At 70.2% G+C, this 22,067-nt stretch carries 19 protein-coding genes, 1 pseudogene and 1 riboswitch; of the genes and pseudogenes, 8 read left to right on the top strand and 12 right to left on the bottom strand.

The window, feature by feature from the left end; all coding sequences use genetic code 11:
* Positions 1–36 precede the first annotated feature (36 nt).
* Together gnd and ACPCXD_RS17050 are read left to right on the top strand one after the other, a co-directional pair.
* A complete protein-coding gene (gene gnd, locus ACPCXD_RS17055; protein WP_088899760.1) occupies positions 37–1,488 on the top strand; it encodes an NADP-dependent phosphogluconate dehydrogenase in 1,452 nt (483 codons plus the stop codon).
* 4 nt (positions 1,489–1,492) lie between these two features.
* Positions 1,493–2,392, top strand: a pseudogene (locus tag ACPCXD_RS17050) (DMT family transporter).
* On the opposite strand, the gene ACPCXD_RS17045 reads toward ACPCXD_RS17050, so the two are convergent.
* A complete protein-coding gene (locus ACPCXD_RS17045; protein ID WP_088899758.1) occupies positions 2,346–2,987 on the bottom strand; it encodes a class I SAM-dependent methyltransferase in 642 nt (213 codons plus the stop codon). The pseudogene ACPCXD_RS17050 and the gene ACPCXD_RS17045 overlap by 47 nt on opposite strands.
* A gap of 304 nt (positions 2,988–3,291) precedes the next feature.
* Between ACPCXD_RS17045 and ACPCXD_RS17040 the strand changes: the two genes are divergently transcribed.
* From ACPCXD_RS17040 to ACPCXD_RS17015, 6 genes are all read left to right on the top strand, one after another.
* Positions 3,292–4,695 carry a hemolysin family protein gene (locus ACPCXD_RS17040; RefSeq protein ID WP_088899783.1) on the top strand — a complete coding sequence of 468 codons (1,404 nt, stop codon included), beginning with the start codon at positions 3,292–3,294 and terminating at the stop codon, positions 4,693–4,695.
* On the top strand, positions 4,692–5,810 hold the full coding sequence (locus ACPCXD_RS17035) for a hemolysin family protein (protein WP_423660438.1): 1,119 nt from the start codon (positions 4,692–4,694) through the stop codon (positions 5,808–5,810). The genes ACPCXD_RS17040 and ACPCXD_RS17035 overlap by 4 nt, the downstream gene beginning before the upstream one ends.
* Positions 5,807–6,745, top strand: a complete 939-nt coding sequence (locus tag ACPCXD_RS17030; protein ID WP_160877866.1) for a 3-methyladenine DNA glycosylase — start codon at positions 5,807–5,809, stop codon at positions 6,743–6,745. Before ACPCXD_RS17035 ends, ACPCXD_RS17030 begins: the two co-directional genes overlap by 4 nt.
* Before the next feature lie 66 nt (positions 6,746–6,811).
* Complete coding sequence (locus ACPCXD_RS17025) at positions 6,812–8,995, top strand: malate synthase G (RefSeq protein WP_160877868.1); 2,184 nt, start codon at positions 6,812–6,814, stop codon at positions 8,993–8,995.
* Between the two features lie 143 nt (positions 8,996–9,138).
* Entirely contained in the window at positions 9,139–10,872 is a 1,734-nt protein-coding gene (locus ACPCXD_RS17020) for a substrate-binding domain-containing protein (protein WP_229564951.1), read from the top strand.
* 2 nt (positions 10,873–10,874) lie between these two features.
* Positions 10,875–12,020 carry a metallophosphoesterase gene (locus ACPCXD_RS17015; protein ID WP_423660435.1) on the top strand — a complete coding sequence of 382 codons (1,146 nt, stop codon included), beginning with the start codon at positions 10,875–10,877 and terminating at the stop codon, positions 12,018–12,020.
* Between the two features lie 136 nt (positions 12,021–12,156).
* Here ACPCXD_RS17015 and gcvP read toward each other — a convergent pair whose 3' ends face one another.
* From gcvP to ACPCXD_RS16960, 11 genes are all read right to left on the bottom strand, one after another.
* The gene (gcvP, locus tag ACPCXD_RS17010; RefSeq protein ID WP_423660433.1) at positions 12,157–15,009 is read right to left on the bottom strand and encodes an aminomethyl-transferring glycine dehydrogenase; all 2,853 of its coding nucleotides are present in this window, start codon (positions 15,007–15,009) and stop codon (positions 12,157–12,159) included.
* Positions 15,010–15,171: 162 nt separating this feature from the next.
* Positions 15,172–15,267, bottom strand: a riboswitch (glycine riboswitch).
* 116 nt (positions 15,268–15,383) lie between these two features.
* On the bottom strand, positions 15,384–16,010 hold the full coding sequence (locus tag ACPCXD_RS17005; protein WP_016694271.1) for a MerR family transcriptional regulator: 627 nt from the start codon (positions 16,008–16,010) through the stop codon (positions 15,384–15,386).
* A 241-nt stretch (positions 16,011–16,251) separates the two neighbouring features.
* On the bottom strand, positions 16,252–16,725 hold the full coding sequence (locus ACPCXD_RS17000) for a bifunctional nuclease family protein (protein ID WP_059384135.1): 474 nt from the start codon (positions 16,723–16,725) through the stop codon (positions 16,252–16,254).
* A gap of 149 nt (positions 16,726–16,874) precedes the next feature.
* Positions 16,875–17,612, bottom strand: coding sequence for a transcriptional regulator FtsR (ftsR, locus tag ACPCXD_RS16995; protein ID WP_160877682.1), 738 nt, complete (start codon positions 17,610–17,612; stop codon positions 16,875–16,877).
* Positions 17,612–18,073 (bottom strand): glycogen accumulation regulator GarA, encoded by a 462-nt coding sequence (garA, locus tag ACPCXD_RS16990; protein WP_006552746.1) that lies wholly within the window; start codon positions 18,071–18,073, stop codon positions 17,612–17,614. The genes ftsR and garA overlap by 1 nt, the downstream gene beginning before the upstream one ends.
* A 155-nt stretch (positions 18,074–18,228) precedes the next feature.
* The gene (gene gcvH / locus ACPCXD_RS16985) at positions 18,229–18,633 is read right to left on the bottom strand and encodes a glycine cleavage system protein GcvH (protein ID WP_160877680.1); all 405 of its coding nucleotides are present in this window, start codon (positions 18,631–18,633) and stop codon (positions 18,229–18,231) included.
* 42 nt (positions 18,634–18,675) lie between these two features.
* A complete protein-coding gene (locus ACPCXD_RS16980) occupies positions 18,676–19,437 on the bottom strand; it encodes a DUF881 domain-containing protein (RefSeq protein WP_160877678.1) in 762 nt (253 codons plus the stop codon).
* Between the two features lie 2 nt (positions 19,438–19,439).
* Complete coding sequence (locus ACPCXD_RS16975; protein ID WP_160877676.1) at positions 19,440–19,799, bottom strand: DUF1290 domain-containing protein; 360 nt, start codon at positions 19,797–19,799, stop codon at positions 19,440–19,442.
* Complete coding sequence (locus ACPCXD_RS16970; protein ID WP_423660429.1) at positions 19,796–20,659, bottom strand: DUF881 domain-containing protein; 864 nt, start codon at positions 20,657–20,659, stop codon at positions 19,796–19,798. The genes ACPCXD_RS16975 and ACPCXD_RS16970 overlap by 4 nt, the downstream gene beginning before the upstream one ends.
* 4 nt (positions 20,660–20,663) lie before the next feature.
* Positions 20,664–21,266, bottom strand: a complete 603-nt coding sequence (locus ACPCXD_RS16965) for a CDP-alcohol phosphatidyltransferase family protein (protein ID WP_160877672.1) — start codon at positions 21,264–21,266, stop codon at positions 20,664–20,666.
* A 111-nt stretch (positions 21,267–21,377) separates the two neighbouring features.
* The gene (locus ACPCXD_RS16960; protein ID WP_423660427.1) at positions 21,378–21,995 is read right to left on the bottom strand and encodes an NUDIX hydrolase; all 618 of its coding nucleotides are present in this window, start codon (positions 21,993–21,995) and stop codon (positions 21,378–21,380) included.
* Between the last annotated feature and the right edge of the window lie 72 nt (positions 21,996–22,067).

Raw genomic sequence — 22,067 nt, 5'->3', positions numbered from 1 at the left:
TTCGATCGGCCCCCGTTTCGGGGGAAGCTGTAGACCATGACCGTCGAACGCACCGAAACACCGCAGGCCCAGATCGGCGTGACCGGACTGGCCGTGATGGGCTCGAACATCGCCCGCAACTTCGCCCGCAACGGCTACACCGTCGCCCTCCACAACCGCAGCATCGCCAAGACCGACGCGTTGCTCGCCGAGCACGGCAGCGACGGCACCTTCGTCCGCACCGAAACCATCGACGACTTCGTCGCCGCCCTCGAGAAGCCGCGCCGCGTCCTGATCATGGTCAAGGCCGGCGCCGCCACCGACGCGGTCATCGACGAGCTCGCCGACGCGATGGAACCCGGCGACATCATCATCGACGGCGGCAACGCCCTCTACACCGACACCATCCGCCGCGAAGCCGCCCTGCGCGCCCGCGGCCTGCACTTCGTCGGCGCCGGCATCTCCGGCGGCGAGGAAGGCGCCCTCAACGGCCCGTCCATCATGCCCGGCGGCCCCGCCGAATCGTACGAGGCGCTCGGCCCGCTGCTCGAGAAGATCGCCGCCCAGGTCGACGGCACCCCCTGCTGCACCCACATCGGCCCCGACGGCGCCGGCCACTTCGTGAAGATGGTGCACAACGGCATCGAATACGCCGACATGCAGCTCATCGGCGAGGCCTACCACCTGCTGCGCGACGCCCTCGGCTACGACGCCGGACAGATCGCCGACGTCTTCGCCGACTGGAACACCGGCACCCTCGAGTCCTATCTCATCGAGATCACCGCCGACGTGCTGCGCCAGACCGACGCCGCCACCGGCAAACCCCTCGTCGACGTCATCGTCGACGCCGCCGAACAGAAGGGCACCGGCCGCTGGACCGTCAAGGCCGCCCTCGACCTCGGCGTGCCGGTCACCGGCATCGCCGAAGCGGTCTTCGCCCGCGCCCTGTCCGGCTCCCGCGACCAGCGCGCCGCCGCCCGCGGCCTCGCCGCCGGCAACCTCGGCGCCGCCCCCACCGACGCCGCGCAGTTCACCGAGGACATCCGCGCCGCCCTGTACGCGTCGAAGATCGTCGCCTACGCGCAGGGCTTCGACCAGATCGCCGCCGGCAGCGCCGAATACGGCTGGAACGTCGACCGCGCCGCGCTCGCGACGATCTGGCGCGGCGGCTGCATCATCCGCGCCCAGTTCCTCAACCGCATCAAGGAGGCCTACGACGCCGACCCGACGCTGCCCAGCCTGATCCTCGCGCCGTACTTCCGCGACGCCATCGAGATCGGCATCGACAGCTGGCGCCGCGTCGTGGTCACCGCCACCCAGCTCGGCATCCCCGTCCCGGCGTTCGCGTCGTCGCTGTCCTACTACGACGGGCTGCGCGCCGACCGGCTGCCCGCCGCCCTCACCCAGGGCCAGCGCGACTTCTTCGGTGCCCACACCTACGAGCGCACCGACCGCCCCGGCAAGTTCCACACCCTGTGGAGCGGAGACCGCTCCGAAGTGCAGGCCTGACCCGATGACGGGCACGGCAGTCGCCGTCCTGTGCGCGCTCGCCGCCGCCGCGCTCATCGCGGTCGGCAGTGTCGCGCAACAGAGCTCGGCCGCTGCCGTGCCCGACACCGACTCGCTCGTCGGCTCGCTGCTGCGCAGCCCCCGCTGGTGGGCCGGGATCCTCGGCGACGGCGGCAGCTACATCCTGCAGGTCGTCGCGCTCACATTCGGGTCGGTGCTGCTCGTCCAGCCCCTGCTCGTCGCGTCGCTGCTGTTCGCGTTGCCGCTCGCCGCCGCCACCACCGGCCGCCGCGTCACCCGCACCACCTGGTTGCTCGCCGGCGCCTTGTGCGCGGCGCTGGCCATCTTCCTGCTCGTGGGCAACCCCACCGAAGGCACCGGCGACGCCGCCGCCGTCCGGTGGGCGCTGCCGCTCGGTCTGGTGCTCGCCGTCACCGCCGCCGCCGTCGTCGTCGCCCTGCTGTCACCGCGGCTGCGGGCGCTGGCGTTCGGCATCGCCGCCGGCATCCTCTACGGCGTGACCAGCGCGTTCACCAAACACGTCACCGACCTCGCCGAACACGGCATCGTCCCGCTGCTCGGCTCGTGGCAGACCTAGACGCTCGTCGCCGCCGGCGCCGCCGCGATCTACCTGCAGCAACGCGCCTTCCAGTCCGGATCGCTCACCGCCTCGCTGCCCGCCCTGACCGTCGGCGAACCGCTCGCCGCGATCGTGCTCGGCATGACCGTGCTCGGCGAACACCTGCGCACCGACGGGCCCGGGCGGATCCTCGTCGGCGCCGCCGTCATCGTGATGCTCGTGACCACCGTGGCGCTCTCCCGCGCCCAGGCCGCCGACACCCCCACCGACACCGCGGCTACGCCCGCCCCAGCACCGCCACCAGAAACTCCGCATCGTCGCTGAACGGCCGCAGATCCCAGGTCGAGAGCCGCACCTGCACCGACAACCCCGCCTGCTGCGCGTCCGCGAAGAACTCCTCGAACGGATACTCACGACCCGCCCCGAAACCGATCACCGCCCGGCCCTGCGGCGCCAGGTGCGCCGCGAAATTGCGCAACACCGCCACCCGCGTCGACGGCGCCACGAAGGTCATCACGTTGCCCGCGCACACGATCACATCGAAATCCGCGTCGACACCGCGGGCCGGCAGATCCAGCTCGGCCAGATCCCCGACCAGCCACCGCGGCCCCGGATGATCCTCCTCCGCCGCCGCGATCAGCACCGGATCGACATCCACCCCGACCACACGGTGCCCGGCCCGATGCAGATAACCGCCGAGCCGGCCCGGTCCGCACCCGGCGTCGAGGATCCGCGCCCCACGCGGCACCATCGCATCGATCAACCGGGCCTCCCCGACGGTGTCCTGCCCCCGGGCGACCATGGTGCGGAACCGTTCGACGTACCACGACGAATGCGCCGGATTCTCCGCCACGATCTCCTCCCACCGGCTCGGCACCCGCTCGCCGCCACCGTGTTCCGGACCCTCGCCGCTGCTCATCCACGCTCCTTCGCTCCACCGGGACACCTGCTCGATCCCCACCGTAGGCGCCGCGCCGTCACCGGCACCGCGACACACGGCAACCACCCTCAGTAGAATCGGTACCCGTCGAAACCACTTCCGGCAGGCGGACACCGTCCGCGACCGGACCCGACGAGAGGACACCGGTGCCCGCGGCACCCACCACCACCCCACCGCCCGACACCTCCTCCCCCTGCACGGAGTGCGACTCCGGGCCGGAAGGATCCTCTATCGGGCCGGGTCACCACCCCGGCCACCACCCCGCCCGGCAGGACCGCCCCTGATGTCCGTCCTGTTCGATATCGCCGCCCTCCTCGGCTTCGTCGCGCTCACCGCCGGCACCGCCCTGTTCGTCGCCGCCGAGTTCTCCCTGACCGCCCTCGAACGCAGCGCCGTCGACGCGCACGCCCACGACGGCGACCGCCGCGCCCGGCAGGTCCAGCACGCGCACCGCACCCTGTCGTTCCAGCTGTCCGGCGCCCAGCTCGGCATCACCATCACCACACTGATCACCGGCTATCTCGCCGAACCGATCCTCGCGCAGTTCTTCACCCCACTGTTCGACGCGCTCGGCCTGAGCACCTCCGTCGCCTCGACCGTCTCGCTGGTCCTCGCGCTGCTCATCGCCACGTCCTTCTCCATGGTCTTCGGCGAACTCGTCCCCAAGAACATCGCCATCGCCCGGCCCATGGGCACCGCCCGCGCCACCGCCGGCCTCCAGCTGGCGTTCTCGCTGCTGTTCCGCTGGGCGATCCTAGGACTCAACGGCGCCGCCAACCACATCGTGCGGCGCCTCGGCATCGAACCGGCCGAGGAACTGCGCTCGGCGCGTTCCCCGCAGGAACTCGGTTCGCTGGTGCGCGCCTCGGCCCGCAGCGGCACCCTCGACGAGCACACCGCCCGCCTTGTCTACCGCTCCCTGCAGTTCGGGGACCGCACCGCCGAGGACCTCATGACCCCACGCAGCACCGTCGAGAGCCTCGACCGCAACGCCACCGTCCTCGATCTGATCGAGCTGTCCGCCCGCACCGGCTACTCGCGCTTCCCGATCGTCGACGGCGACCTCGACGCCCCACTCGGCGTCGTGCATGTCAAGCACGCGTTCACCGTGCCCGGCCCGGCGCGCGGCACCACCGCCGTCGGCGCCCTCGCCCGCCGCGTGCCCACCGTGCCGTCCAGCCTCGACGGCGACACCGTCATGGAACGGGTGCGTTCGGACGGCATGCAGGTCGCGCTCGTCGTCGACGAATACGGCGGTACCGCCGGGCTGATCACGATGGAGGACCTCGTCGAGGAGATCGTCGGCGACGTCCGCGACGAACACGACGAGACCGAACTCGACGCCCACCGCGACGGGGAGGGCTGGTCGTGCACGGGTCTGCTGCGCACCGACGAGCTCGCCCAGCTCACCGGCTACCGCGCCCCCGACGGCGACTACGAGACCCTCGCCGGGCTGATCCTCACCGAACTCGGCCGTATCCCCGAGGTCGACGACGAGATCCAGCTGCCGCTGCGCCGCGACGAACGCGACCTCACCTGGTACGCGCGCATCCTTGAGATGGACGGGCACCGCATCGACCGGGTGCTGCTCGTCCCCGGCGCCGCCCCCGAGAACCCCGACGGCGACAGCGCCGGGGACGACAGTGACGAGACCCCGGCCGACGGCGAGGGTGGTGAGCAGCGATGAGCGACTGGTTCGGGATCGTCCTCGCCGTGCTGCTGCTCGCCGGCAACGCCTTCTTCGTCGGCGCCGAGTTCTCCCTCATCACCGTCCGCCGCGACCGCCTCGAGACGCTGCTCGCCCAGGGCAAGACCCGCGCCCGCACCGTCATCCACGCCGGCGAACACCTCTCGCTCATGCTCGCCGGCTCCCAGCTCGGCATCACGATCTGCTCGATCCTGCTCGGCCGCGTCGCCGAACCGGCCATCGCGCACCTGATCGAGGTGCCGCTGCATGCGGCCGGGGTGCCCGACGCGCTGCTGCACCCCATCGCGTTCACCATCGGGCTCACGATCGTGGTGGTGCTGCACATCCTGCTCGGCGAGATGGTGCCGAAGAACATCGCCATCGCCGGCCCGGAACGCGCCGCGATGCTGCTCGTGCCGATCCACCTGCTGTTCATGCGACCCGCCCGGCCGGTCATCGCGTTCTACAACCTGTGCGCCAACGCCACCCTGCGCGCGGCGCACATCGACCCGAAGGACGAACTCGACACCTCCGTCTCCGCCGTGGAGCTCACCGAGATGATCGGTGAATCCCGCTCCGAGGGACTGCTCGACGCAGAGGAACACAAGCGCCTCACCCGCGCCCTGGCCACCGGCAACCGCACCGTCGCCGACGTGATGATCCCGCTCGCCCGGGTACGCATCGTCCCGCACACCGGCGCGGGCCCGACCCTCGGCGACGTCGAGCACGCGGTCACCACCACCGGCTTCTCCCGGTATCCCACGCGCCGACCCGACGGCACGATCACCGGCTACGTGCACATCAAGGACGTGCTCGATCTGGTGCGGGAACAGTCCACCGGTCCCGAGACCGTCATCCCCGCCGCGGTGATCCGGAAGCTGCCGACCATCGGGATCGGCGACGGTCTCGACGAGGCGCTCGCCGCGCTGCGACGCAGCAACGCGCATCTGGCCGGGGTGACCGACACCACCGGAACACTGCGGGGCATCGTCGCGCTCGAGGACCTCGTGGAAGAGTTCGTCGGGACGGTCCGCGACGCCACCCACCGGGTCGCGGACCCGCTGGGCAACCGCCCCCGCACGACCGCACCCCGATCGACCGAACGAGAACCATGACCCGTTCCCCGTCCGTGACCGACCGCCCGGCGATCCTCACCGAGACCGAGTGGACCGCGCGGCGCGACGTTCACCACGCTGTGGTGGACGAGTTGCTCGCCGGGCATCTCGAGCGACGCGCCGCCGGCCGCGCCCATCCGGTGCACGACTTCCTGTTCACCTACTACAGCCTGCGGCCGAGTCAGCTGCGGCGCTGGCATCCCGGATTCGGCACCGTGCTGCTCGGCGCGGCCGCGGTGCGCGACTACCGCGACCATCCCGGCTACGAGCGGGTCACCGTCGACGGGCAGCCGGGCGTGCGGGTGGCCCGGGAGGTGCTCGACCGGCGCATCGACACCGTCGATTTCGTGGCGGGACTGCTCACCGCGACGGCCTCCCGCCCGCCGCAGCTCGGCTGCTTCGGATTGCACGAATGGGCGATGGTGTACCGGGCGGGGGCCGACGGGGTGCGGCATTCGTCGGTGCCGTTGCGGCTCGGCCACACCGGAACCGACGCGGTGGTGGAATCAATGCAGCTCCGATGCACCCATTACGACGCGTTCCGGTTCTTCACCCCCGACGCCGTCCCGCGCAACGCCACCGAACTGTCCCGCGACCAGCAGGTGCGCAGCGAACAACCCGGCTGCCTGCACGCCGGCATGGATCTGTACAAGTGGTCCTACAAGCTGCTGCCGTTGACAGATTCGAAGCTGACGGTGCGGTGCCTGCGACACGCGTCCGCAGCCCGTGAATTGGACATGCGGGCGAGCCCGTATGATCTCGAGGACTACGGCTACTCGCCCATCAGGATCGAGACTGCCGCCGGACGCGCACAGTACGTCCGCGAGCAGTCGGCGCTCACCCGTCGCGCCGCAGCTCTGAGAGAAGAGCTGGTGAATCGATGTACCGCCCTGCAGGCGCACAGAACCACTGCGCCCGTTACTACCGGCGGGTAACATAATCGACGATTCCGTGCGGCCGGGACGTTTCCGGCCGCACAGCAACCGGAAAGAGTGAGGGTGATGACAGAACGCGTGCAGGTCGGCGGACTTCAGATCGCGCAGGTTCTCTACGACTTCATCAACAACGAGGCCATCCCCGGCAGCGGAGTCGACGCGGACACCTTCTGGGCAGGTGCCGACAAGATCGTCCACGACCTCGCCCCCAAGAACCGGGCACTGCTCGCCAAGCGTGACGACCTCCAGGCCCGGATCGACGGCTGGCACCGCGACCGCGCCGGACAACCCCACGACCCGGTCGCCTACAAGGCCTTCCTCGAAGAGATCGGCTACCTCGTCCCGGCACCCGAGCCGTTCACCATCGGCACCGAGAACGTCGACACCGAGATCGCCGAGACCGCCGGCCCGCAGCTCGTCGTGCCCGTCCTCAACGCCCGCTTCGCGCTCAACGCCTCCAACGCGCGCTGGGGATCGCTCTACGACGCCCTCTACGGCACCGACGTCATCCCCGAAGAAGGCGGCGCCGAGAAGGGCACCGGCTACAACAAGGTCCGCGGCGACAAGGTCATCGCCTGGGCCCGCGACTTCCTCGACAAGGCCGCACCCCTCGCCCACGGCTCGCACACCGACTCCACCGGCTACAGCATCGACGGCACCGAACTGAAGGTCACCCTCGGCGACGGCACCGTCACCGGCCTCGCCCAGCCCGACAAGCTCGTCGGCTACCTCGGCGACAAGGCCACCCCCTCCTCGGTGCTGCTGCGCAACCACGGCCTGCACATCGACATCCAGATCGACCCCGAGTCCCCCATCGGCAGCACCGACGCCGCCGGCGTCAAGGACGTCGTCCTCGAATCCGCCGTCACCACCATCATGGACTTCGAGGACTCCGTCGCCGCCGTCGACGCCGACGACAAGGTCATCGGCTACCGCAACTGGCTCGGCCTCAACCGCGGCGACCTGTCCGAGTCCTTCGACAAGGGCGGCAAGACCCTCACCCGCACGCTCAACCCGAACCGCGTCTACACCGCCCTCGACGGCAGCGACCTCGAACTGCACGGCCGCTCCCTGCTGTTCGTCCGCAACGTCGGACACCTCATGACCAACCCCGCCGTCCTCGACCGCGACGGCAACGAGGTCCCCGAAGGCATCCTCGACGCACTCGTCACCAGCCTCTGCGCCATCCACGGCCTGCACATCGACGAGGACCACGGCCCGCTCGCCAACAGCCGCACCGGCTCGATCTACATCGTCAAGCCCAAGCAGCACGGCCCCGAGGAATCCGCCTTCACCACCGAACTGTTCGGCCGCGTCGAAGAGGTCCTCTCCCTGCCCACCAACACCCTCAAGGTCGGCATCATGGACGAGGAGCGACGCACCACCGTCAACCTCGCCGCCTGCATCAAGGCCGCCTCCGACCGCGTCGTGTTCATCAACACCGGCTTCCTCGACCGCACCGGCGACGAGATCCACACCTCCATGGAGGCCGGCCCCGTCGTCCGCAAGGCCGCCATGAAGCAGCAGCGCTGGATCGCCGCCTACGAGGACTGGAACGTCGACACCGGCCTCGCCTGCGGCCTGCAGGGCAAGGCCCAGATCGGCAAGGGCATGTGGGCCATGACCGACCTCATGCGCGACATGGTCGAGCAGAAGATCGGCCAGCCCAAGGCCGGCGCCAACACCGCCTGGGTGCCCTCACCCACCGGCGCCACCCTGCACGCCACCCACTACCACGAGGTCGACGTCTTCGCCGTCCAGAACGAACTCAAGGGCAAGGCCCGCGCCACCGTCGACGACATCCTCACCATCCCCCTCGCCGAGAACCCGAACTGGTCCGACGAGGAGAAGCGCGAAGAACTCGACAACAACTGCCAGTCCATCCTCGGCTACGTCGTGCGCTGGATCGACGCCGGCGTCGGCTGCTCCAAGGTCCCCGACATCCACGACGTCGCACTCATGGAGGACCGCGCCACCCTGCGCATCTCCAGCCAGCTCCTCGCCAACTGGATCCGCCACGACGTCGTCACCGCCGACGAGGTCATCGCCTCCCTCGAGCGCATGGCACCCGTCGTCGACCGGCAGAACGAAGGCGACCCCGGCTACCGGCCGCTCGCCCCGAACTTCGACGACAACATCGCCTTCCAGGCCGCCAAGGAACTCATCCTCGAAGGCACCACGCAGCCCAGCGGCTACACCGAGCCGATCCTGCACCGCCGTCGCCGCGAGAACAAGGCCAAGTTCGCCTGACCCGCACACCGACACCACAGGGCCCCGATCCACACCGGATCGGGGCCCTGCCCGTCCCCGCCCCGCGCGGCGGAGCCAGGTCACATCCCGCCGCTCACTAGACTCGACCATCGGATCGACGAACGAAACGAGGCGGACACGACGTGGGCGGGCGACATCGCGGCAGCGGACGACGAGGAATCAGCACGAGCGTCATCGTGGTCGCCGTAGGCGTAGTACTCGCCCTGCTCGCCGTCCTCGGCTGGTTCCGCCTGCGCGACAACATCGACAACCAGGCCACCGCCGCCGCCGAAACCTGCGTCGAAGGCGACACCGTCCTGCACATCGCCGCCGACCCCCTCATCGCCCCCGCCCTCACCGAACTCGCCGAACAGTGGACCGACGGCGGCGTCCGCGTCATCCGCGACCACTGCGTCACCGCCGAGATCACCGCCGTCGACAGCCTCGCCGCCGCCGACACCCTCGCCGCCGGCACCTGGGATCCGGCGCTCGGCCCCGAACCCGCCCTGTGGGTGCCCCTCGACACCCGCATGAGCGCCCGCGCCGCCGACGCCGTCGACGGCACCCCCCGACCCCTCGCCACCTCCCCGGTCGTGCTCGCCGTCCCCACCGACCTCGGCCGCGCCCTCACCACCGCCACCGTCCGCTGGCAGGACCTGCCCCGACTCCAGAACGACCCCGCCGCCATGCGCGAGAGCGGACTCGACATCTGGGGCACCCTCGGCCTCGCCCTGCCCACCGGCACCGAGACCCACGCCACCACCCTCGCCCTCGAAGCGGTCACCGCCGCCACCACCGGCATCGGCGCCGGACCGGTCACCCTCGAACAGGCCGCCACCCCCGCCGCCATCACCGCCGTGAGCACCCTCGCGCTCGGCGCCGACACCCTCGGCGCGGTCGGCACCACCGCCGACACCCTCGCGGCGCTCGGCGCCCACCCCGACACCGAGGCACCGATCCACGCCGTGCCGGTCGTCGAACAGCAACTGCACCGTGCCCTCGCCGACGGGCAGGTCCGCGGCCTCACCGGTCACCTGCCGATCGGCGTCGCACCCGTCGTCGACTTCCCCACCGCCGTCGTCGACGCCCCCTGGGTCGACGAGACCCTCGCTCGCGCCGCCGCGGAGTTCACCGACTACGCGCGTCGCCCCGAACAGGCCGGCGTCCTCACCTCCCACGGCTTCCGCACCGCCGACACCGTCCCGGAACCCGCCGGGGAACTGCCGCTGCCCCGCGTCGACACCGTCCTCGCCCCCGCCGACCCCACCGTCGACGACGTCCTCGTCGCACTGCGTCTCGCCCCGGTGTCCCCGCGCAAGGTCACCATGGTCGTCGACACCTCCACCTCCATGGGTGCCCCCGCCGGAGACGGCACCCGCCTCACCGCCACCGCAGGTGCTGTGCGCGAGGCCATGCGCCGCGCCTCCATCAACTCGGTGATGGGCATGTACGTCTTCGCCGACACCCCAGAGGGGCACCGCGTCGCCGTGATCCGTGACGGCCTCACCGAGTCCAAGCGCGCGGCGATGTCCTCGATCCTCGACGACATCGACCTCGTCGACCGCGAACCCGTCTACGCCACCCTCACCGCCGCCTACCGCGACGCCGTCGACAACTACGACCCGGGCCGACCCAACTCCGTGCTCGTCGTCGTCGACAGCGACGACCCCGACGAGGCGGCCGCCCGCGACCTGCGCGCCGCGATCGACGAACTCTCGTCCCCCGCCACCCCCGTGCGGATCGACGTGGTCGTCCTCGGCGACCGCACCGACCCCGTCCTCGAGCAGGCCGCCGAGGCCACCGACGGCAGCCTCACCGTCGTCGACACCACCGACCCGGCCGACCTCACCGACCTCCTCCGAAAGCTGACGTCCTGACCGTGCTTCGACTTCTCGTCGTGGGGGTCTTCCTCGCCCTCCTCACCTACCTGCTGCATCGACGACTCGTCCGGGCACCCGGCCTGCCGCGTCCTGCCGCCCTCGCCGCCGCCCTCGTCCTGGCGGCGATGTTCGTGCTCACGCTCGTTGCCTCCGGGGTGGGCACGGTGCTCGACCCCGCTTGGGCCCGTCCCTTCGGGTTCCTCGGCTGGAGCTGGCTCGCCGTGGTGCTGTACCTGATGCTCGGTCTCCTGCTCATCGGAGCGGGGTTGCTCGTCGCCCGCCTCGCCCGGCGCGGACGCCCCGGGCCGACCACCGACGAGACCCCGCGACGGGGGCTGCGCATCGCGACCGCCGTGCTCGTCGTCGCCGCGGTCGCCGCCGTCGGATACGGCACGGTCGAGGCCGACCGGCCGCGGATCGTCACCGTGCCCGTCGCCCTGCAGGACCTGCCCGCAGGCTTCGACGGCGCCCGCATCGCGCTCGTCACCGACCTGCACGTCGGACCCGCCCGCGGCGCCGACTTCGTGCAACGCGTCGTCGACCTCGTCGCCGAAGAGCAACCCGACCTGATCGTGCTCGGCGGCGACCTCGCCGACGGCACCGTCGAACTCGTCGGCTCCGACCTCGAGCCGCTCCGGCAGCTGCAGGCCCCGCTCGGGGTGTACGGCGTCAGCGGCAACCACGAGTACTACTCCGACGACGCCGAATCATGGCTCGACCGCTGGGAGACCCTCGGTGTACGCGCCCTGCGCAACGAGCACGTCGTCCTCGAACGCGACGGCGACGTCGTCGCGCTCGCCGGCGTCCACGACTACACCGCCACCGAACCCCACCACCCCGACATGCCCGCCGCCCTCGACGGCATCGCGGACGGTACCCCGGTGATCCTCGCAGCCCACCAGCCCCGGCACGTCGACGAGGCCCGCGAACTCGGAGTCGACCTGCAACTGTCCGGGCACACCCACGGCGGGCAGATGTGGCCGCTGCGACCGTTCGTCTCCCTCGCCAACCCCACCGTCACCGGACTCGACCGCTTCGGCGACACGCAGATCTACACGTCCCAGGGCACCGGCGCGTGGGGACCGCCCGTGCGGGTCGGCACCCCACCGGAGATCTCCATCCTCGAGCTTACCGCCGCGAACTGACGTCCCTTCGCTCTGGGACTTGGTGAGTTGTGTTGTTAACGGGGAGGCATTCTGTATTTCTATGGTTTCCGTCCGGTTCGGAGTTACCCAACCGATGAAGATGGCCGACGGACGGGTCCGTCGGCCATCCCCGGCGTCAGCCGCTGTACGCCTCCAAGGGCGGGCACGAGCACACCAGATTCCGGTCGCCGTGTGCGCCGTCGATACGCCGCACCGCCGGCCACACCTTGGCCCGGCTCTTCCCCATCGGGAACACCGCGATCTCCCGCGAGTACGGGTGGTCCCACTCGCCCACCAGGCATTCCGCGGTATGCGGAGCCCCACGCAGCGGGTTGTCGTCCACCGGCCACTCCCCTGCCCCGACCCGGTCGATCTCACCGCGGATCGAGATCATCGCCTCGATGAACGCGTCGAGTTCGGCGATGTCCTCGCTCTCGGTGGGCTCGACCATGAGGGTGCCGGCCACCGGGAAGCTCATCGTCGGCGCGTGGAAACCGTAGTCGGCCAGACGCTTCGCGACGTCGTCGACCGTCACCCCCGTCGCCTTCGTCAGCGGACGCAGATCGAGGATGCACTCATGGGCGACCATGCCGGTCTCCCCCGTGTACAGCACCGGGAAGTACTCGTCGAGACGACGGGCGATGTAGTTGGCCGACGCGATCGCCGTCAGCGACGCGCGACGCAGTCCCTCGGCACCCATCATCTTGATGTACGCCCAGGTGATCGGCAGGATCGACGCCGACCCGTAGGGCGCCGCCGAGACCGGTCCCGCTCCCCCGAGTCCGGGCTCCGCGGGGTGGCCCGGCAGGTACGGGGCCAGATGCGAGCGGACCCCGATCGGGCCGACACCCGGACCGCCACCACCGTGCGGGATGCAGAAGGTCTTGTGCAGGTTCAGGTGGCTCACATCGCCCCCGAACCTGCCCGGCCGCGCCAGACCCACCAGCGCGTTGAGGTTGGCGCCGTCGATGTACACCTGACCGCCGGCGTCGTGCACGGCACCGCAGATGTCGGCGATGTCGTGCTCGTAGACACCGTGGGTGGACGGGTAGGTGATCATGATCGCGGCCAGGCGCGCACCGTGGTCGGCGATCTTGGCGCGCAGGTCGTCGAGATCGACGTCGCCGTTCGGGCGGCACGCGACGACCTCGACACGCATGCCCGCCATCACGGCGGATGCGGCGTTGGTGCCGTGCGCGCTCGACGGGATCAGGCAGATGTCCCGATCGGTGTCGCCGCGGTCGAGGTGGTAGTGACGGATTGCGAGCAGACCCGCGTACTCGCCCTGGCTGCCGGCGTTGGGCTGCAGGCTCACGGCGTCGTACCCCGTCACCGCGGCGAGCCAGCCCTCCAGGTCGGCGATCAGACGGCGGATGCCGGCCGTCTGGTCCGCCGGAGCGAACGGATGCAGACCCGCGAACTCGGGCCAGGTGATGGCCTCCATCTCGGCGGCGGCGTTGAGCTTCATCGTGCACGAGCCCAGCGGGATCATCGTCCGGTCGAGGGCGAGGTCCTTGTCGGACAGGCGCCGCAGATACCGCATCATCGCGGTCTCGGTGCGGTAGCGGGTGAACGCCTCGTGCTGCAGGAACTCGCTGGTGCGGGCCAGGGCCTGCGGCAGCGCCGTTCCCCCGGCGGCCTCACCGGCGGTGACACCGAAGGCGCCCAGGATCGCGTCCACGTGCGCCGCGGTGGTGGCCTCGTCGCACGAGATCGACACGTGATCGTCGTCGACCCGGTACAGGTTGATGCCGGCCTCGAGGGCGGCGGCGAGCACGGCGTCGGCGCGCCCCGGCACGCGCACGAGGACGGTGTCGAAGAACTCGTCGTGGACGACCTCGACGCCACCGGCGCGCAGAGCGTCGGCGAGTCGACGGGCGTGCCCGGCCACGCGGCGGGCGATGCCGGTGAGGCCTTCGGCGCCGTGGTACGAGGCGTACATGGCCGCGAGCACGGCGAGGAGCACCTGGGCGGTACAGATGTTGCTGGTGGCCTTCTCACGGCGGATGTGCTGCTCACGGGTCTGCAACGCGAGGCGGTAGGCCGGGTTGCCGTCCGCGTCCACCGAGACACCGACGAGACGGCCGGGCAGGGTGCGGGTGTGGGCGCTGCCGACGGCGAGGTAGCCGGCGTGCGGCCCACCGAAGCCCATCGGCACACCGAACCGCTGGGTGGTGCCGAAGCACGCGTCGGCGCCCTGCTTCCCGGGCGGGGTGATCAGGGTCATGGCCAGCAGGTCGGCGCCGACGGCGACGAGCGCGCCGCGGTCGTGGGCGGACGCGATGATCGGAGCGGCGTCGATGATGCGTCCCGAGGCGCCGGGCACCTGGAGGACCACACCGAAGAACTCACCCTCGGGCAGTCCGTCGGCAGCGAGGTCGGCGGTGACGATCTCGATGCCGAGCGGTTCGGCGCGGGTCGCCAGCACCGCGGCGGTCTGCGCGAACAGGTCGGCGTCGACGACCAGGCGGGGACTCTTGGACTTGCGGTTCGCGCGGCGCAGCAGGGTCATCGCCTCGGCGGCGGCGGTGGCCTCGTCGAGCATCGACGAGTTCGCGATCTCCATGCCGGTCAGGTCGGCGACCATGGTCTGGAAGTTCAGCAGCGCCTCGAGGCGTCCCTGGCTGATCTCCGGCTGGTAGGGGGTGTAGGCCGTGTACCAGGCGGGATTCTCGATGATGTTGCGCAGCAGCACGGGCGGCGTGAGCGTGTCGTAGTAGCCGTGACCGATCATCGACGTCGCCACGGTGTTCTGCGACGCGAGTGCCTTCAGTTCGGCGAGTACGTCGTGCTCGGAGCGGGGCGCGTCGAGGACGTCGAGGCCGCTCGGCACGTTGTCTGCTCGGTCGTCGAGGATGGCGGCCGGCACCGCGGCGGTGGCGAGGGCGTCGAGCGAATCGACTCCGACGACGTCGAGGATCCGGTTCAGGCCGGCGGTGTCGGGGCCGATGTGGCGATCGGCGAAGTTCGAGGTGACGGCATCTGTCATCGCAGCTCCCGGGCTGGTCGGCGAGGTCCACGTGCGCGCGGTCGCGCGAGGTGGTTCCTCCCCCTCTGTCGTGAGCTCGCGGGGCGAGCGCCTGAGAGATTCGGCCGGCCAGAGCCTTTCCCCGTGGGCGGGCGGGTGCTCCCACCGCTTTCCAGAGACGTCGGAGCTCACGCGGTCCCGGTTGCCTGAGAGATTGACGGGGAGGTGCTGCTCCTTCGGCGCCCGGCTCGGTGTCCGGGTCTCTCCCGCGTGATGGCGACGCGTCTTCGAGTCTAGAACACGTCGCGGGGGTCGAAATACCGCAGGTGCGGAAAGTGCCGCAGGCGGTGGAGTGGAGCGGTCATGTCGTCGGCCGATGCGGCCTCGGTGGTGGGTCAGCCGATGCGGCGGTTGATGCGTTCACGGCGCCGCGACGCCAGTTCGTCCTCGGGGCGTTCCTCGACGCCGCCGCCGTCGGCGCGTTCGGCGGGGAAATCGGCGATGCTGCCGGTGAGCTCGCGCATCGCGCCGCTCACTGCGATCCCGAAGACGCCCTGGCCGCCCTGCAGCAGGTCGACGACCTCTTCGGGCGACGTGCATTCGTAGACGGTGGTGCCGTCGGAGAAGAGGGTGATCTTCGCGAGGTCGCCCACCCCGCGGCTGCGGAGATGGTCGACGGCGACGCGGATGTTCTGCAGCGAGACGCCGGTGTCGAGCAGGCGCTTGACGATCTTGAGGACGAGGATGTCCTTGAACGAGTACAGCCGTTGGCTACCGGAGCCGGCGGCCCCACGGATGGACGGTACGACCAGATTCGTGCGGGCCCAGTAGTCGAGCTGGCGGTAGCTGATACCCGCGATCTGGCAGGCGATGGGCACGCGGTAGCCGACGAGCTCGTCGGGTACCGAGTTGTCCGGAAACAGGCCCGGTTGGATCTCGTCGGTCTCGTTCGTCCGCGGCGCCGGATTCGAGCGATCGCCGGAATCGACGCCGAGTGGCTGTCCCTTCGTCCGATCTCGCACTACTGACTCCCTCTCGCGCGCCCAGTTCTGCCTCGCAACGATCGATTGGCGGATCCCCCCGACCACATCCGATCATCGAGCGCTCCCAGGCTCACCGAGTCATCCCTGGCGGATCAACTCAGCGTACGCTCCGGTGTTGGGCGCTGGGCTGCAACACGCCGACCGGAAGGCAACGTTCGACATTACTACCGTTACGGCCGACGCGCGCGTCAACGCTCGCCGCCGTGCGAACGGACGGCGTTCAGCCGTCCGTCGCCTTGAAATCGTCGGGCGAGACGGAATCGAGGAACTCCTTGAACTTCTCGACCTCGTCCTCCCGTTCGTCGGGCATGACCAGTCCTGCCTCGGTGAGCACCGGTTCCTCGACGTGGACCGGCGCGCCGATGCGCAAGGCCACTGCCACCCCGTCGGAGGGCCGGCAGGACACGCGCATCCCTCCGTCGAAGACCAGATCCGCGTAGAACGTCCCCTCACGCAGGTCGACGATGCGCACCTCGCGCAGGTTGTGACCGAACGCCTCGAGGAGGTTCTTGATCAGGTCGTGGGTCAGCGGTCGTGCCGGTTCGACCCCCTGCTGTTCGAGGGCGATGGCGGTCGCTTCGTTCTGCCCGATCCAGATCGGCAGATACCGATCGCCGTCGACCTCCCGCAGCAGGAGGACAGGCTGGTTCTGCGGTTGTTCGATACGAATCCCTACTATCCGCATCTCGCTCATCGCGATGCCTCCGTCCTGCTGCTCGTCGGTGGTGGGACCACCCGACAGGTACTGCCTGGAATTCTAGTGTCCTCCAGCGCATCCGTCAGGTGCCGTAGGTCACCACCCGACGGAGGGCCGTGGACGCGATCGGCGACGAGTTCGTCGCCTCAGCGGTCGAGTGCCCCCTGCACCGCCGCCTTCACCAGGCAGGTGTGCAATGTCAACGACAGTGCGGCCAGTTCGCGCACCATCTCCTCGGCGCGCTGCCGCGCCCCCGCGTCGCGGCCCTTCGCGATCGGGCCGGCGATCTGCGCGACGAGCGCGGCCTCGCGGTCGGCGGCGAGCTTGAACGCCCGCAGGTGCCGAACCTCGAGACCGAACTCCGCCATCGCCTTCGCCGTGCGGGCGAGCAGCACCGCGTCCTCGTCGAAGAAACCGGCCGGGCCCGGCTTGACCAGACCCGCCCCCACCAGCTCGGTGAGGAAGGACGCGTCGATCCCCGCGCGGGTGCACAGATCGTCGCGGCTCACCCGGATCTCGCGGTCGGTGCGCAGATCCTCCGGCGAGACTTCCCCGCGGGCGACCGCCAGCGGGCGCGGCCGGGTGATCCGGGTCTCGACCGATCCCACCGTGGCGGCGCCGCGGTCGATCGCCTCGAGCTGCTCCTTGATCACCTTGAGCGGAAGGTACTGATCGCGTTGCGCGGTGAGCACGTACCGCAGACGCTCGCAGTCGGCGATCGAGAAGCGTCGGTAGCCCGAGGGGGTGCGTTCCGGGCTGATCAGTCCCTCGGCCTCGAGGAACCGGATCTTCGAGATCGTCACGTCCGGGAATTCCGGACGCAGGCGGTCGAGCACCGACCCGATCGACATTCCGGCCGGCGCCGGCTGGCGGGCCGCGGTCATCAGCTACCTGCGCCCTGGTTACCTCGCGGACCGGTCAGGAACACCAGCCGGAACTTACCGATCTGCACCTCGTCGCCGTTCGCGAGGACGGCGGAGTCGACCGGCTCGCGGTTGACGTAGGTGCCGTTGAGGCTTCCCACGTCGACGACCTGGAATTCGCCCTCGTCCTGGCGGAACTCGGCGTGCCGACGGCTGACGGTCACGTCGTCGAGGAAGATGTCGCTGTCGGGATGCCGGCCCGCCGAGGTGGTGGGCTGGTCGAGCAGGAAGCGCGATCCTGCATTGGGCCCCCGCTTGACGACCAGCAGCGCCGATCCGGCGGGCAGGCCCTCGACACCCGAGACGGGCGCTTCGGTGGTGGCCGAACCTGCGCCTTCCACTTCGTTCAGGAAGTCGGCGCGAAATACCGAAGTGGTCTCTGCAGGAGTCTCCTCGTAGCCCGCGTTGCCGTTCTCGCTCACCGTTTCTCCTTATCCGTTCGACCACCCGGGTGATCCCGGGCGGTCGCTGATTCGTTCGCCCCGTTCAGGTCCGACACGGCACACGCCATATCCGACCGTACCCCGCGCGGGGGTACTGACGCAGACAGTCGCGGTCACGTTACCTGTCGGGTCCGTCAGCCTTCCGTGATCCCGCGGTAACCTTCCGCGTCGAGCGTCTCCGCGAGGGCCTCGTCGAGGTCGCTCTCGCTGCCGACCTCCACGTCGACGAGCCAGCCCTCCTCGTACGGGCTGCTGTTCACCAGTTCGGGATTCGCGTCGAGTTCCGTGTTGACGGCGGTCACCTTCGCGGTCAGCGGCGCGAACACGTCCGACACGCTCTTGGTGGACTCGACCTCTCCGAAGGACTCGCCGGCAGCGATCTCGGCGCCCGCCTCCGGCAGCTGCACGAAGACCACGTCGCCGAGTTGGGACTGTGCGTAGTCGGTGATCCCGATGCGCACGGTCGTCGCGCCCGTCCTGCGCACCCACTCGTGCTCGGGGGTGTACCGCAGATCCTCGGGTGTCGCGAAATCGGTCAAGACTGGTCCTTTCGGAGACGACGTTCGACCGGAACGTCGGATTCAGTTACCGGGCTGAGAGTATTGGCGTGGCTCGATCTCCCGCAAGGCGGACACCTCCACCTGCGGAGACTGTTCCACGGACAATGATCCGCCCGCACGGGCGACCGTGTCGACCACTCCGCCGGGAATGTTCAACGCGGCGGCGAGAGTCGGTCCGTCGCCGATGGCGGTGACGGTGTACGGAGCGTCGAGTCGGCGGTCGTCGACGACGATGTCGCCGCCCGGTCCGGTGACCCACGAATCGACTCCGATGCGCACGGTCTCGCCGTTCGCCCCGGCGATCTGCATCGTGTCGGCACCCGCCGCGCGCAGCTCCTGGATCATGTCGAGCAGCACCTCCGATCCGACACCTTCGCGCGGATCGTCGACGGTGAGAACCACTCCGGGTCCGGTGGCGGGTTCGGTGCCGAGCTGGACCGACAACGTGTACAGGCGCGTACGGGCCTCCTCGAGTGCCGCTTCCGAGCCTTCCTGTTCGAGACTCGAGAGGGTGCGCTCGAGTTCGGTGATCTCCTGGCGGAGAGCGGCTTCGCGGCGGTTGAGGCTGTCGAGCAGCACGAGCAGGTCCGCGGGGCGCGCCGAGTCGAGAGCGTCGCCGGTGTCGGTGGTGCGCACCTGGGTGGCGATGCCGGCGCCGAGCAGGACGACCAGAATCGCCGCGAGAACGAGGAAGACGCGTTGCGAGCGGGTGGCGCGCGCAGTGCCGGTGTCGGGTGCGGGACCGGTGTCGGGTGCGGGACCGGGTTGTTGCGGTTCGGTCACGGTCAGGCTCCGAACAGGCGACGACGTAGGGCGGCAGCGTTTCCGAAGATGCGGATGCCGAGGACGACGATGACGGCGGTCGACAGCTGGGTGCCCACCCCGAGCTGGTCGCCGAGCCACACGATCAGTGCGGCGACGAGGACGTTGAAGACGAACGACACCACGAACACCTTCGCATCGAAGATGTCGTCGAGATAGGCGCGCAGCCCGCCGAAGACCGTGTCGAGCGCGGCGACCACCGCGATGGGCAGGTAGGGCTGCACGATGTCGGGTACCTGTGGGCTGAACACGATTCCGGCGCCGATCCCGATCGCCAGTGCGAGCACCGCGTAGAGCGCGTGACCGTGTTCGAGTCGCTTCACCTGTACCCCGTTTCTCCGCTGCTGCCGAGCTTCCGGACCGTGGCGGCCGGAAGCTCGAGATCGTCCTCCTCGGCGAGGGTGAATCCCACCCCGTAGAGCTGTTGTATCCCCGCGATGCGAAGGTAGGCGTCGCTGACGACGAAGGACGTCTGCAGCCGGGACGGAGATCCCACCGCCGAGACCGTGTACGGGGAGAATACGGGCCGGTTGTCGACGAGCATCGCTCCCCCGGCCTGCCGGATGGTGACGCCGGGGCCCACCCGCACGCCGCCGACCTCGACGGCCTCCGCGCCGGCCGCCCACAACGCGTTGACGACCGACTGCAGGTCGCGGTCGAGGACGAGCGCGGTGGGCCGGTCCTCGAGTCGCGCCGCATCCGACAGGTTCGGTCGCGCGGCGGGTTCGGTGAGGGTGACCGTGATCCCCGGACCGTGCACGGGTGTTGCCGCGGCTGCGGTCTCGGCGTCGCGGAGTTCGTCGAGAATGCTTGCGCCGTCGACTCCGTCGGAGAACAGGGCGGTGCGTCGTTCGTCGGTCGCGGCGCCGAGTTCGTCCCGCCGAGCGGTGAGCGCGTCGATGCGTTCGTCCCCTGCCCGGAGGGAGTCGAGGATCTCGGCGCGGGTGCTGTCGGTGCCTGCCTGCACGTCGGCGTTCTGCGCGTACGCGACGCCGATCACGAGGCCGGCGAGGAGAACTCCGGCGCCGAGCCACGCGCGCGACGCGCGCGGAGAGGTGCTCGGGCGCCCTGCGGCCCGGTCCGCGGCGGACGCGGCGTAGCCGGGGTCGAGATGATCCTCGAGGAGCGACTTCAGGAGCGAGGGCACCGGATTGCGCCGGATGCGTTCCCACGCGCGGCTCATCGGATCACCTCCCGGCCGGCACGATCCGTGCCGTCGCGACGGCCTGCCCGAGGTACAGCAGTCCGGTCCACACGTACAGCACGGTCCCCCAGATCAGGGCGGCCCAGCCGAGTGGGCCGGTGATCGGCTCCGAGGCGGGCACGGCGACGGCCCCGAGCATCAGTGGCAGCGCACACATGAGCAGGAAGGTCGCGCCTTTGCCGAGGTAGAGCACGTCCGGCGGGGGCAGTTCCCGGCGCCGGTAGACGGCCAGGGTCGGGGCCAGGACGAGTTCGCGGCCGACGAGGATCACGGCGATCCACCAGGGCACGATGTCGCGCGCCACGAGGGCGACGAGGGTGGCCACGATGTAGAGGCGGTCGACGGCGGGATCGAGAAGGGCGCCGAGGCGGGAGGTCTGGTCGAGCAGCCGGGCGAGTTTGCCGTCGGCCCAGTCGGTGATGCTGCTCGCGGCCAGCAGGATCAGCGCCCAGACGTCGGCGTGGGCGACGAGGACGAGATAGAGGAAGACGGGCACACCCAGCAGCCGGACGAAACTGAGGACGTTCGGCACGGTGAGGATGCGGTCCGATCCGCGCGCGTCGGCGGTTCCGGTCGCATCGGTCATGGTGGGGCCGCTCCGTGTTCTCGTGGGGTCGTACTCGTGGTGCCCCGCCGGAGTTCCGTTCGGGCGCGGAGTCCAGCCTTGCACAGCCGCGCGACCGGAGGTTCCGGGGTGTCAGCGCCAGGCGAAGACCGGCTGCTCGAGACCGTCGATGCGGGTGGCCCGCCGGCGCAGCACGACCTCACGGAACTGGTAGACCACCGCAGCGGTCGGTGCGTGGACGAGGTGACCGCGGAAGGGCCACTGGATCACCGGCTTGTCGGATTCGGGGATGGTGACGAAGCGCGGGTCGACGTCGAGTTCGTCGGTGGTGACGGCGAAGAGCACGTCGACCTCGTCGGGGCTGGGCTTCAGGTCGGTCACGGCGATGTCCGACCACACGACGAACGGCGACATGACGTAACCGGAGCGGGTGACGTAGTCGTCGAGCCGGCCGAGAACGGCCTCGGGGCCGAGGTCGAGACCGAGCTCTTCGTGCAACTCGCGCAGGGCGGCCTCCTCGGGCTGCTCCCCCTCGTCCAGACGCCCGCCCGGCAACGCGAACTGGCCGGGATGCGCCCGCAGACGCGTCGGTCGCCGCGTGAGGGGCATGACGGGATTGCCGTTCACGTCGTCGAGCACCGCCACGACGACGGCTGCGTGCCGGCGGCCGTCGAGCGGTAGTCGGCGCGAATCGAACGCGTCCAGCGCGTCGCGGACGTTGTCTCGGTCGAGAGGATGAGCAGCGGGCATGGGTCGACAGTAGTTCGTCACAACTGGACCGGCGGGTAGGCGCATGTCGTGGCCGGTGTCGGTGGCGTCGGT

The organism is Rhodococcus sp. AB351 (genome assembly GCF_049538275.1).
Lineage (GTDB): Bacteria > Actinomycetota > Actinomycetes > Mycobacteriales > Mycobacteriaceae > Rhodococcus.
The sequence above is the reverse complement of the archived record's forward strand: the minus strand, read 5'-3'. Positions and strand labels throughout refer to the sequence as shown.

What these genes read in the sequence shown, in the direction of transcription:
- ACPCXD_RS17045 (WP_088899758.1), bottom strand. Translation starts at nt 2,987, where the DNA reads ATGAGCAGCGGCGAGGGTCCGGAACACGGTGGCGGCGAGCGGGTGCCG.
- ACPCXD_RS16960 (WP_423660427.1), bottom strand. Translation starts at nt 21,995, where the DNA reads ATGCCCGCTGCTCATCCTCTCGACCGAGACAACGTCCGCGACGCGCTG.
- gcvP (WP_423660433.1), bottom strand. Translation starts at nt 15,009, where the DNA reads ATGACAGATGCCGTCACCTCGAACTTCGCCGATCGCCACATCGGCCCC.
- ACPCXD_RS17030 (WP_160877866.1), top strand. Translation starts at nt 5,807, where the DNA reads ATGACCCGTTCCCCGTCCGTGACCGACCGCCCGGCGATCCTCACCGAG.
- ACPCXD_RS16965 (WP_160877672.1), bottom strand. Translation starts at nt 21,266, where the DNA reads ATGACCGATGCGACCGGAACCGCCGACGCGCGCGGATCGGACCGCATC.
- ACPCXD_RS17035 (WP_423660438.1), top strand. Translation starts at nt 4,692, where the DNA reads ATGAGCGACTGGTTCGGGATCGTCCTCGCCGTGCTGCTGCTCGCCGGC.
- ACPCXD_RS17000 (WP_059384135.1), bottom strand. Translation starts at nt 16,725, where the DNA reads ATGAGCGAGATGCGGATAGTAGGGATTCGTATCGAACAACCGCAGAAC.
- ACPCXD_RS16970 (WP_423660429.1), bottom strand. Translation starts at nt 20,659, where the DNA reads ATGAGCCGCGCGTGGGAACGCATCCGGCGCAATCCGGTGCCCTCGCTC.
- ftsR (WP_160877682.1), bottom strand. Translation starts at nt 17,612, where the DNA reads ATGACCGCGGCCCGCCAGCCGGCGCCGGCCGGAATGTCGATCGGGTCG.
- ACPCXD_RS17040 (WP_088899783.1), top strand. Translation starts at nt 3,292, where the DNA reads ATGTCCGTCCTGTTCGATATCGCCGCCCTCCTCGGCTTCGTCGCGCTC.
- ACPCXD_RS17025 (WP_160877868.1), top strand. Translation starts at nt 6,812, where the DNA reads ATGACAGAACGCGTGCAGGTCGGCGGACTTCAGATCGCGCAGGTTCTC.
- gnd (WP_088899760.1), top strand. Translation starts at nt 37, where the DNA reads ATGACCGTCGAACGCACCGAAACACCGCAGGCCCAGATCGGCGTGACC.